Origin of the sequence: Paenibacillus sp. FSL R7-0189, from assembly GCF_037969925.1 — a bacterium.
Classification (GTDB): Bacteria; Bacillota; Bacilli; order Paenibacillales; family Paenibacillaceae; genus Paenibacillus_AQ; species Paenibacillus_AQ odorifer.
Window position 1 is genome coordinate 3549341 of the sequence record NZ_CP150223.1, and the last position, 12539, is coordinate 3561879.

Sequence of the window (12539 nt, forward strand, 5' to 3'; positions counted from 1 at the left end):
GGAGCTGAAATACTTTTCATGGTACTCAAAGATAAGGTTGTTGTGATTACAGGAGCGTCCAGCGGCATTGGTGCATTAACGGCACAGATGCTTAGTAAAAAGGGGGCAATCCCCGTCCTGGTAGCACGTTCTGAAGCGAAGCTGAAAGAAACAGCGGCCGGTATCCCGGGCGTTTTTGGACTGTACACCTGTGACGTAACAGATGCTGTAGGTGTTCAGAAGACCTTCGCACAAATTTTGGCCGCATATGGCAGAATTGATATTTTGCTAAATAACGCAGGGTACGGCAAATTTGCTGCTTTTACGGAGATGGAGCCTCATGAATTTGACGATATGATGGATGTTAACTACATGGGGATTGTCCGGTGCACGAAGGCTGTTGTTCCACATATGCTGGAGCGGGGAAGCGGCCAGATTGTAAATGTGGCTTCCATGGCAGGGAAGATAGGCACAGCCAAATCCGTAGCCTACACAGCTACCAAACATGCTGTTCTCGGATTCACAAATGCGCTCCGTCAGGAGCTGCGGAAGAGCGGAATTATCGTCTCGGCTGTGAACCCGGGGCCTATCGCCACCGATTTTTTCAAAACGGCAGACCCGTCTGGCAATTATGAGAAGAGTGTAGCCCGGATGATGATGACCCCAGAGCATGTATCTTCTAAGATCGTTAAGGTTATGGAGACCGGCAAAGAAGAGCTCGATCTTCCGGGTCTGGCAGGGTTTGGCATACGGCTTTACGGGCTGTTTCCTCGCCTGGCGGACAAGCTTACTTATAATGCGATGAACAGAAAATAGACCCTGTTGTCAGCTTTATTGGCCTTCCATTTGGTGGAGAGGCCTTTTTGGCATATAATGAAGATATTATCTCAAGCGAAAAGGATGAATTACACTTATGAATAAAGCTTCTTTTGCGGCTATCGGCATTCAGGAAGACCTCATTGCCCGGTTGTCGGAATTCGGCATTAACGCTCCATCCCCGGTACAAGAGCAGACAATACCGCTTCTACTAGAGGGAAGAGATGTTATTGCAGCTTCCCAGACTGGAACGGGTAAGACGCTGGCCTATCTATTGCCGCTGCTTCAAACGATTAATCCGGAGCAGAAGGTGGTCCAAAAGCTGGTGCTCGCCCCTACACAGGAGCTGGCGATGCAAATCTTACGCGAGGCGGAGCGTTATGGCGAACAGCGCGGAATCCGAGTTATGGGTCTTATTGGCGGCGCCGCAATCAAACGCCAGATTGACAAGCTGCGTGAGCATCCACAGCTAGTTGTGGGAACACCTGGGCGGATCCGCGAGCTGATTGGACTTCGTAAATTGAAGATGCATGAAGTCAGTACTATTGTTCTGGATGAGGCGGACCAAATGTTCCAGCTTAGCGGAGCCGGCGAAGTCACAAAAATTGTCAGCAGTGCGCTGCGTTCACGCCAGCTTGTTATGCTGTCGGCAACGATCGGACCAGAGACGAAAGCGCTGGCTAATCGTGAAATGAAGAACCCGGCAGAGGTTGGGATTGCTCCAGGTGTAATGACTGCTGAAAGTTTGGAGCATCATTATGTTGTTGCTGAAGAGCGTAACAAAATGGACATGCTGCGCCGGGTGATTCGCCATTACAATCCCGATAAAGCGATTGTGTTCGTGAATGCTACAGACGATATTGCCGAGGTTGAGGCTAAGCTGAATCATCTTGGGCTTACTGCGGCAGCACTTTACGGAGATGCCGATAAGGTAACGCGCAGCAATGTATTAAAAGGTTTCCGGGAAGGCAAATTTCGTGTGCTTGTTGCCAGTGACGTAGCTGCCAGAGGACTGGATATTGAGAATCTTTCTTTGGTAGTTAGCTACGATCCTGCTTTTGATTCTGAACATTATGTACACCGTGCAGGCCGTACCGGACGGATGGGACGCCGCGGCTTATCTGTAACAATTGTTACAGAGCAACAGACCTTTATCATGCGGAAATTCGCCCGCGAATTGGATATTGCGCTTGAGGAGCGGGAGATGGTCGGTGGTAAGGTGCTTGCAGCAGATGAAGCGCGCAGCGCTTTGCACAATGGACGGGGACGGAGTAGTGAAGGCAGTGGGCAACGCCGTGATGGATCCGCTCCACGCAGCGGCAAGCCACCTGTAAGCACATCTGGAGCCTCCAATGTTCAGTCGCCAGCCGTTGGAGCAGGTACACCGCCTGCCAAAAGAATGGCTACGATTAACACAAGTGAAACAACAAGCGGAGAACAACAGCGCGATCCACAGCGCAGCGCGAATCCTTCTGCGGGAGCACGCGGAGATGCGACTCCTGCACGGAGCAAACGCAGCAGCAATGCGGAACGTGAGAAGAACCGTAAAAATAAAGGAGCTCCAAAGTGGTTGAAAGACAAAACTCCGAGAGGTGACGGTCAATGAATAATGCTCCCGTATTGCAAATTACGGGTCTCAGTGGTGGGTACAGCCTGAATAAGCCAGTGCTGCATGATATTGCACTTCAGGTGCAGCCTGGCGAAATGGTTGGATTGATTGGTTTAAACGGAGCAGGAAAAAGTACGACGATGAAGCATATTCTAGGATTGATGTCGCCCCATAAGGGCGATATCACCGTACAGGGCAAGACGCGTGCTGAAGATCCCGTTGGATACAATAATGCGTTGTCTTTTGTACCGGAATCGCCGCTACTGTATGACGAAATGACGGTTCGTGAGCATGTTGAATTTACTGCCAGAGCTTATGGGGTAGATCAAAAGGATTATGAATCCCGCACCTCGCATCTTGCCAAGCTGTTCCATATGGAGGATAAGATGGACACCCTGTCGACCCATCTATCCAAAGGGATGAAACAGAAGGTTATGATCATGTGCGCTTTCGTTGCACGGCCTGCATTATATGTCATCGATGAGCCTTTTTTAGGATTGGATCCACTAGGTATCCGCTCCTTGCTTGATTTCATGATGGATCTTAAGAACTCTGGATCGTCGATTCTGTTGAGCTCTCATATTCTTTCCACAATAGAGAATTATTGCGACCGTTTTATTGTATTGCATAAAGGTAAGGTGATTGCACAGGGTACGTTGGCGGAAATAGCGGCAACTGCCGGGCATCAGGGGCTGACTTTGGAGCAGCTGTTCTACGAGCTGGTTCAGGGAGGGAAATAATATGGATTTGAAAGAGCTGCGGCGCACGCGGCGCGGTCGATTCATGGGAAGTATGCTTCCTTATGTGGGATATATCATTCAAAGCGGCGTAGCCATGGTCTTCCTGTTCGTGTTGATCGTCTTCTCTGCTTGGTATACATCGCTGTTACAAAATGTACCTGAAGGCATTCCCATTCGCTGGATTATGTTAGCATTACTGTTGCCTGCGACAGTGCATAGCGGCTTCCGAACCTATTTGCAGACCCCGGATACGATCTTTCTGCTGCCTCAGGGTCACCGCATGAAGGAATATTTTGCACCCTCCTGGGTCAGTGGAAACGTGTGGAAGATCATTCGTTTGTTATTTGTACTGATTACCCTTTGGCCGTTGTACATACGTACAGATGATTCTCCCAAGCGACTTTTATTTACAGTATTGATCCTGATTGCTGTGAAGCTGATCGCGAGCTATGGATTATGGAAAGAGATAGCTATGCTGTCACGTCCGATGGCGGGTGTGTTTGCTTTCTTGCGCTGGGCAGTTGGAGGTTTGATTATTGCCGCTTGGCTGTGGCAGCCTGCCGGCCCAAGCCTGATATTTATGGTGTTATTGGCAGCAGCCTATCTTGCTGCACTGTCTGTGCCTGGGCGTCACGCTGTGCCATGGGAAAGACTGATCGCCATGGAAAACAATCAAGGTGCACGTGCGCTGATGGTTCTGGGCTGGTTCGTGGATGTACCCGGCCGTGAGCAACGGGTGTATTCCCGCCGTTATCTTTCCAAATGGGGCGCTAAACTGCCTTGGTGTAAGGATACTGCTTATCGGTATCTGCTGACCAAAAGCTTTGCCCGGGGCGATATCTTTGGAATCATTATGCGGATATCGGTGCTGGCTCTGCTGCTGAATTGGTGGAACCGTGATAGTTACTTTGGCACCGGAATTTATTTGTTCTTCCTGTTCATCATTGGTGTTCAATTGTCGGCACTCCGCAAATTGCATAGCGAGTCTTTTTGGCTGACAGTGTATCCTTTTCCTGAAGGCAGTAAGGCGGACAACACGACACAATTTGTATTCCGTGCGCATCTGGTTGTGGCATTGATTCTTGGATTACCTTTCTTAGCTTCCATAGGTGACCGTCTGATGCCAGTGATCTTTACCTTAGCGGCAGGTATTGTGGTAGTCTTCCTGTTTAAAGGATACTTGTCCCGCAAAGCGGCACGATTGGATGACGACGATTTGTAAAGCAATTTCATAGTCACAATAAAAAGGCTGTCTCACAGTAGAGAAATTCTACGAATGAGAGAGCCTTTTTTTGCTGGAAGCATAATTTGAGCCGGGCAAGTCCTTAAATTTGCAAAAACGGAACAGAGTATTTAAAAAATGCTGTATGTCTTTTACCAGATAGCTCCAGCATAATAAGCCTGTATCTTACATCATGTATACGCTTCCATTCATAGGCGTAGTCATCCGTACCAACAAAACAGTATTGGGGGAGGATTCAGGCGTGAAAAGAAGATTATCAATATTCATGGTGGCGCTTTTACTATCATCCTTATTCTTGAATGTGCTTGAGGCGGGTATACCACGGGCCGCAGCGGATGCCGCAGGAGTTCCAGTGTACTATGATCCCACAAAAAGTGTGGAGGAGCGCACTGCGGATCTATTATCCCGAATGACGCTGGAAGAGAAGATTGGGCAGATGGTTCAAGCAGAAAGAGCTGCCGTCACTCCTGAGGAGGTACAGAAATATGCTCTTGGCTCTGTACTCAGCGGGGGAGGCTCATTCCCTAACGGAAAAGAAAGTGACAGTACCCGCGTTAACTGGAGAGACTTGATAGATAGCTATCAGGATGGTGCATTGTCTACCAGATTAGGCATTCCGCTGCTCTATGGGGTGGATGCGGTGCATGGACATAACAATGTCAAAGGCGCAACGCTTTTTCCGCATAATATTGGCCTAGGGGCTGCTAATGATCCCGCATTGACTGAGCTTATTGGTGCAGCTGCTGCTAGGGAAGTAGCCGCAACAGGAGCGAACTGGACATTTGCCCCAACGATAGCCTCCCCTCATAATGCAAGATGGGGTAGAACCTATGAAGGTTTTAGTGATAATCAGGATATTTCAGCAGAACTAGGTGCGGCTTATGTGTTTGGACTGCAAGGACGGACTGCTGCTGCATTGGCAGGGACAGATACAATCACGGCAACAGCAAAACATTATCTAGGTGAAGGTTATACAGATAATGGTGTAAATCAAGGCAACATCACTAAATATACCGAGCAAGAGATCATGGATAAGGATTTGAAAATTTATAAAGCAGCTGTAGACGCAGGGGTGCAGACGGTTATGGCCTCCTATCACAGCATCCAAGGTCTTAAAATGCATGCCCATAAACATTTACTGACCGATGTTTTGAAGGGTGACAAGAAAAATGGCGGGCTTGGCTTTACCGGTTTCGTGATTTCGGATTATAACGCTGTGCAGCAAATCACAGTGGATAGCGAGGGCAAAGCAGTTAGCGGATTGAAGAACCAGCTGTATGTGTCCGTAAACGCCGGAGTCGATATGTTCATGATGCCGACCGTTTGGAAGGATACGATTAAGTACATCACAGAACTTGTAGGCGAAGGTAAAATTACTACTGAGCGCATAGATGATGCGGCAGAACGTATCCTGCATGTCAAAATCGCTTCAGGATTGTTCGAGCATCCCAAAAGCGAACCGGATCTGTTGAGTGCATTTGGCTCAGCAGAAAGCCGCAAATTAGCCCGCCAAGCTGTGGCGGAGTCGCTTGTTCTTTTGAAGAACGATGAGGTAAATGGAAGTCCAATTCTATCGCAATTAAGCGGGATGGATAAAATATTCGTAGCAGGTAAAAACGCTAATAATATCGGTAACCAAGCCGGTGGTTGGTCGATCACTTGGCAAGGGAAGTCGGGCAATATAACTGAAGGCACGACGATCCTCGAAGGGATAAAGGAGGCTGTTCCTGCTTCTACAACGGTCAAATATAACCTGAACGGGCGGGGAGCTGCGGGTTATGATGCGGCGATCGCTGTTATCGGTGAGACACCTTACGCCGAGACCGATGGCGACCGGACCAGCTTGAATCTGGATGAGCAGGATCTGGCGACACTTGCGAATATACGTGCTGCTGATCCTAATATTCCGCTTATCGTCGTATTGGTGTCTGGACGTCCAATGACGATAGCCAGCCAAGTGGAAGATTGGGATGGGCTTGTGGCAGCTTGGCTACCAGGTACAGAGGGTGCTGGAGTAGCTGATGTGTTATTTGGTACTAAGGATTTTGTAGGCAAAAATCCAATTCGTTGGCCATTCACTTTGAATAATTATCCGGCAGACAATAACAGTACCAATGTGTTGTTCAAAACGGGATATGGCTTGACCAAAAATGAGAAAACACCAAAGCTTCCAACCGCTCCTGTCGATCCGGAAGCTCCAGAGATTCCTTCCCTGCCGGTTCCCGGCAAAATTGAAGCAGAGGACTTTTTGAACAAAAGCGCAGGACTGCAAACTGAAAACACGCAGGATATAGGTGGCGGTCTCGATGTCGGCTATACCTCGGCTGGACAGTGGCTCGAATATAACGTGAATGTGGCGCAAGCAGGTACGTATCAAGCCGATTTCCGCTATTCCGTTAATAGTGGCACTACAGGCATCAACATCAAATCAGCAGAGGGAACCAAGCTAGGAACATTAAGCGTGACCTCAACAGGTGGCTGGCAGAATTGGCAGACGAAAGCTGTAGAAAATGTTGTGTTTAAGAAGGCAGGATTGCAAAAGATCCGTCTGGAATTTACCGGTGGGGATATCAACCTGAACTGGGTGAGCTTCACTCGAACAGGTGATGTGCCTGTAGATCCATCAAATCCCGGAGATGGCGGGGAAAGCACTAAACATGTTATTAAGTCAGATGTAGTTAGCTCCTGGGTATCGAGTGAGCGAGATCCTTCCGATCGGAAATGGTATTATGCTGACCGTTATCAAGAGGGTGATTTGAAGCTGGAAGAGCAGGCGAAGCTGGATATTGTGGTTCCTGACGTGAAGGCAGGTACAGAGATCCATATTGATCCTGACCGGAAATATCAATCTATTCTAGGGATCGGTACCTCCATGGAGGAATCGACGGTTAATAATCTGGCGAAGATGTCTGCGGCGAAGCAGGAGGAATTGCTGCGGAAAATGATTAATCCTGTATCAGGGATCGGAATGAGTATGCTCCGGTTGACGATTGGGACGGCTGACTTTACAGATAAACAATTTTATACCTACGATGATATGCCTCCAGGACAAACCGACATTAATTTGGAGCATTTCTCCATCCAAAAGGACATTGACTACCATATCATCAGCACGGTTAAAAAAATTCAAAACATCAACCCGGATATTAAGTTTTTTGCCTCACCTTGGAGCCCGCCGGGTTGGATGAAGACTACAGACAGTATGATCAAAGGCCAAGTGAAGGATGAATATCTGCCTGTACTGGCCAAATATTATCTTAAATTCGTACAGGAGTACGAGAAGCTGGGAATTACCTTTGAAGGTCTGACCTTGCAGAATGAACCTTTGCTGGAAATTGAATATCCAAGCACCAAAATGCCGTGGGAGCAAGAAGCACAGCTGGCTAAACTGCTGCGGAAGGAATTAGATGAACATGGTTTTAAAGACGTGAAGCTGTGGACATTTGATCATAATCCTGGTGACACGATGGCCTATCCAGCACAAATCCTAGGCAATCCTGAATTAGGTGCCTACGATGCGGTGGACGGAACTGCTTTTCATGATTATGGCGGTGACCTTGGTCTGATGACCCAGCTCCATAATCTCTATCCTGACAAAAATGTATATTTGACCGAACGCGCAGTCTGGGGTACCTCAGGCGCAGACCGCATTGCTCAATATTTCCGTAATTGGGCCCGCAGCTATAACTCCTGGGTAGCGATGCTGGACAGTGATATTGCCTCTCATCAGTGGACCGGAACGCCAGACCCAACCCCGATTGTGCAGGATTCGGGAGACCGTAACCATTACTGGCTGCTGCCAGAATATTATCTGATGGGCCAATATACGAAATTCGTTAAACCGGGGTACGTGCGGATTGATAGTGACTACGGCTCAAGCAGCACTGTAACGAACGTAGCTTTTGCTAGTCCGGATGGAAAAGAGATTGTGACGGTAGTGATCAACCAGACGTCGGATCCACAGCCGTTCAAATTGCTAGTGGACGGTGCGCAAATTAGTGCTGTGCTGCCGGCGAAATCAGTGGGCACTTATAGCTGGGAACGTCTGAATGGTATACAGACGGTGCCGGGTGTAGTGAATGCTGTTGATTTTGAAGAAGCGCAAGGGGTTTACACTGTAAATGAGCAGGGTTATATTGGCGGGTTCGCGCCAGACGCCTCGTCCACCTTCGACTATGTGATTGATGTTAAAGAAAGCGGTAAATATTCACTTCAATTTAAGCATGCCGCTCAATTCAGCGATGGCGCCGGAAAATCGGTGGAAATTAGTGAAGATGGTAAGGTTATCGCTACGCTTCCAATTGTGCAGCAGACGGAGAGTATGACAGATTTTGCAGATTATCAATCCTTGATCTTTCTGAACAAGGGCATTCACAAGCTCACCTTGAAGACGAACGGGAACGGTTATAATATCCGTTCATTAACTTTACGCCAAGCGCCTTCCGGATCACATGAGCTTCCTGGTGTGCTTCAAGCGCAAGACTACACTACAGCTTCAGGGGTGTTAGTGACGGGTGGTGCAGTGGGTTATACTGACCCCGGCGATTGGATGAAGTACAAGATTAATGTACCTGCCAGCGGTACCTACCCACTCTTGATCTCCTATGCTACTAATCAGGATGATGCAGAACTGGAACTGCTGACGGGAGAGGATGGAGCAACAGTAACGACAGCGACTTATGCTTTGACGAAGACGGGGGGATGGTCCAATTGGCAAATAGCTAATGGAACGGTAACCTTGCCTGCCGGGGAGCAGACGCTGACCATGAAAGTAAATGGAGCAGGATTTCATCTGCAGTCGCTTACGATCGGACCCGCGCTTCAATCGGAGACTGCTTTGGTAGAAGGAAATGAGGAGGGTGCAGAAGTTATCGTCAAGCTAGTAAATGACAAATATGCACCTGAACTGGATACCGCTTATTGGTCTATTGAAGGTTACGAGGGAACGGTTGTGGATAGCGTATACCGGGTGGATGATTATACAGCGAAGGTCGTATTAGCGGGGACGCGAGCTATTGATTTCGACACTGATCGTACGCTTACGGTTACCGCTGATGTGTATCAGACAGAATCAAATCAGTCTTTTGGCAGCGTCCATGTTCTGAAATTGCCACTTATAGTTACAGCAATCAACGACGAAGAGAGCATCAGTCTTTCTCCGAACACGCTTCCTTATCAAGTGAACGGGAATGAATTGGTAGTTAGCCTTATAGGAGGAACGTTTAATCCTGATGCCATTCAGAGCATTTCTGTCTCTGGCCCAGGTAAGGATCAGGGGCATGTAAGTATTGGGGCAGCTGCCTTACTTGACCCAACCCATGTGAAGCTGACGCTGGCATGGAATGATCATACCCCGTATTATAGTGATTTGCAGCTTACCGTGAATGTGCCTGCAAATGCTTATGCCGATTCAAGTGGTGGCGGCGTGCTGCGTGCGGAGGTTAAGCTCTTAGGAACAACTAGTGCTACAGCACCTATAGAAGTCACAAGCTTGAACGGATTGGATCAATTCTACCAGCTTCAAGGTATCACAGTCAGCGGCCAAGGCAGTGGAGCGAAGCTGACCGGCATTGATGCTGGAGACAGCATTGATTACTGGGTAAATGTGCCGCAGGATGGAAACTATGCTTTTACGCTTACCGTGACTTCCGCGAATGGTGCTCCTAAGGGCATTATTTATAAAACGGAGGATGGGAAGACATTAAGAACCGTTGATGTGCCGAATCTTTACTCGCAAACCGTTGGCATACGCACCGTTCTTCAATTGAAGGCTGGTGAACAGAAGCTGCGCCTGCAAGCTGGATCAGCAGGATACGAGCTTAGTGGTATTAAAATAGAACCTTATACTGAAGTAATCATGGATGGCACTGGTTCTTTGAAAGTGGAAGCCGAGAATTATTACGATGCTACACCCAATGGAATTCAGAGTACCTTGACTGGCGGTGTGCTGGATTTTAGAAATGTCGGGTTTACCGTTGCAGGTGGTTCCATGGATTATATGCTTGATATTATTGAAGCCGGATTTTATAAAATCGTATATCGGTATGCTACAGCACAAGGCGGAGTAAGCACTACGCTATCTGTAAATGGTACAAAACTCTCGACAGTGCCTATGCCTACTACAGGTGGCTGGTCGAATTACACGCTGGCGAGTGGTGTCGTACAACTTGCGCAAGGAAAACAGGTAGTACGGATGAACTTCAATAATGACGGTGCCAATCTAGATTGGTTCACGCTTGAACGGACGGAAGAAGGAGAGCAGCCGATTCATTCAAAGACTTCCTTACCTGTTTCTTCTTTGAAACCGGGAGCTTACAGCGGATTACAAACGATCAGCCTTACTACAGCGACATCAGGAGCAGAGATTCATTACACAACCGATGGGTCGTTGCCTACAGCAGACAGTCCACTTTATACCGGAACTATTGACGCAGCAGGAGTCACAGTTCTTCGTACGATAGCGGTAAAAGAGGGCATGGAGAACAGTTTTGTAGCTCCATTCACGTATGTGATCAGCGGAGCGGTTGATATGAAGACGGTGTCAGCACCGCAGGCTGATCCTGCCGGGGGAACTTATACAGGGCAGGTTGCTGTGAAGTTAACTACAGCTACAGCTGGAGCGTCTATTCACTACACGTTGGATGGCACTGTACCTACAGCAGCCAGCGAACTGTATAGTGGAGTGATTTATGTAGGCAAGAGCAAGACGATTAAGGCGATTGCTGTAAAAGAGGGCTGGAAGCCAAGTGATATTTCCAGTTTTGAATATATCGTTTCTGCGGATAAACCTGAACCAACACCAACACCTACACCAACAGCAACGCCTGAACCAACCCCAAGTCCAACCTCTGAACCGACTACTCAGCCAACGACAGCACCAACTTCCGGAAGCGGGGGTACCTCAGGTGGTGGCAACAGCGGAACAACAGGGGGGGATTCAAGCGGAAATGCAGGCAGTGTAACAGGCAGCACCATCCTTACAGCAGCACCAGTGCTGAACAGTAATACCGGTGCGGCAAGAGCAAGTATAGACCTGGAAAGCTTGAAAAAGGCTGCTACAGCAGGCTTAAGTGGAGCAACTTCAGCGGTTACTGTTGATATACCGGCAGTAGCTAAAGCTAAGGGTTATGAGCTGCAATTGCCAAACGGTATAATCTTTGCAGATGATAAGACTTCATTGGTCGTTCATACTGAATTTGGTGTGCTGGAGCTGCCAGGTAGTCTGCTGAAACAAGCGGCAAAAGAGGCAGGAACCCCATGGGTAATTACGATAACCAAGGTGGATTCAGATTCTCGCCCAGAATTTAAACTGAGCGTAACTATCAATGGCAAGGAAGCCGTATGGAACAGTTCTGACATGCGGGTTAAGGTGTCCCTGCCGTATACTCCACAATCAGAAGAACGTGGTAAAGAAGGACATATAACGATTCATAGTCTGAATTCGTTGGGGATTCTAACGGTTGTTCCAAGTGGCAGATATAACGCTGCTACGGGGATGGTTTCCTTTACAGGAATTCTCTCTGGTACGTACAGTATCACCTTTACGGAGAAGACATTCCGGGATATCGGCAAATTTGAGTGGGCCCGCAATGCGATTGAGGTGCTTGGCTCTAAAGGCATCATCAACGGAATGACAGAGGATCAATTTGTGCCTCAAGCGGAAGTGAAGCGGGGAGATTTTGTGCTCCTGCTTATAAAAGCGTTTGGCTTGGAAGGAGATAGTGCAGAAAGCTTCACAGATGTGCAGCCTGGCGATTACAGATATGAAGCGTTGGCTATGGCGAAGCAGTTGGGGATCACCACTGGTCGTCCAGATGGAAGCTTTGATCCTAACGCTTCTGTTACGCGGCAGGAAATGATGACGCTGGCTGCAAAAGCGATTGCAGCAGCCGGCAGACAGCTTCCAGCCGGCAACGGAGCTTCAATGTCCAGTTTCACGGATAGCCAGCAAGTATCAGCATTTGCACGTGACAGTGTGGCAGCACTAATACGTGCTGGCCTGATCAAGGGAGACGGCTTGCGGATTCATCCACAAGGTGTTACCACCCGTGCAGAGGCAGCGGTTTTGATCTACAACCTGTACAATCTGTAATACATCAGTTGTAAAGATACTTTTAGCTCTTGGGCTGTCGCATCCGTAGATTTTCTACGT

The 12539-nt window shown here is 48.3% G+C and carries 5 protein-coding genes; all 5 read left to right on the forward strand.

Going from position 1 to position 12539, the window contains the following annotated elements:
* The first annotated feature begins 18 nt into the window (after positions 1-18).
* The 5 genes from MKY63_RS15465 to MKY63_RS15485 all read left to right on the forward strand — a co-directional run bounded on the left by MKY63_RS15465 (position 19) and on the right by MKY63_RS15485 (position 12479).
* The gene (locus tag MKY63_RS15465; RefSeq protein ID WP_076099368.1) at positions 19-795 is read left to right on the forward strand and encodes an SDR family oxidoreductase; all 777 of its coding nucleotides are present in this window, start codon (positions 19-21) and stop codon (positions 793-795) included.
* Between the two features lie 97 nt (positions 796-892).
* Positions 893-2401: a DEAD/DEAH box helicase gene (locus MKY63_RS15470; RefSeq protein WP_076099367.1), complete on the forward strand. Its 1509-nt coding sequence runs from the start codon at positions 893-895 to the stop codon at positions 2399-2401.
* The gene (locus tag MKY63_RS15475) at positions 2398-3144 is read left to right on the forward strand and encodes an ABC transporter ATP-binding protein (RefSeq protein WP_036679788.1); all 747 of its coding nucleotides are present in this window, start codon (positions 2398-2400) and stop codon (positions 3142-3144) included. The genes MKY63_RS15470 and MKY63_RS15475 overlap by 4 nt, the downstream gene beginning before the upstream one ends.
* A gap of 1 nt (position 3145) precedes the next feature.
* Positions 3146-4366 (forward strand): ABC transporter permease, encoded by a 1221-nt coding sequence (locus tag MKY63_RS15480; protein WP_076099366.1) that lies wholly within the window; start codon positions 3146-3148, stop codon positions 4364-4366.
* Positions 4367-4628: 262 nt separating this feature from the next.
* Positions 4629-12479: a glycoside hydrolase family 3 N-terminal domain-containing protein gene (locus MKY63_RS15485; protein ID WP_256717842.1), complete on the forward strand. Its 7851-nt coding sequence runs from the start codon at positions 4629-4631 to the stop codon at positions 12477-12479.
* The last annotated feature ends 60 nt before the right edge of the window (positions 12480-12539 follow it).

Bases quoted from the DNA above. Each gene is read 5' to 3' on its own strand.
- MKY63_RS15465 (WP_076099368.1), top strand. From the start codon at position 19: ATGGTACTCAAAGATAAGGTTGTTGTGATTACAGGAGCGTCCAGCGGC.
- MKY63_RS15470 (WP_076099367.1), top strand. From the start codon at position 893: ATGAATAAAGCTTCTTTTGCGGCTATCGGCATTCAGGAAGACCTCATT.
- MKY63_RS15475 (WP_036679788.1), top strand. From the start codon at position 2,398: ATGAATAATGCTCCCGTATTGCAAATTACGGGTCTCAGTGGTGGGTAC.
- MKY63_RS15480 (WP_076099366.1), top strand. From the start codon at position 3,146: ATGGATTTGAAAGAGCTGCGGCGCACGCGGCGCGGTCGATTCATGGGA.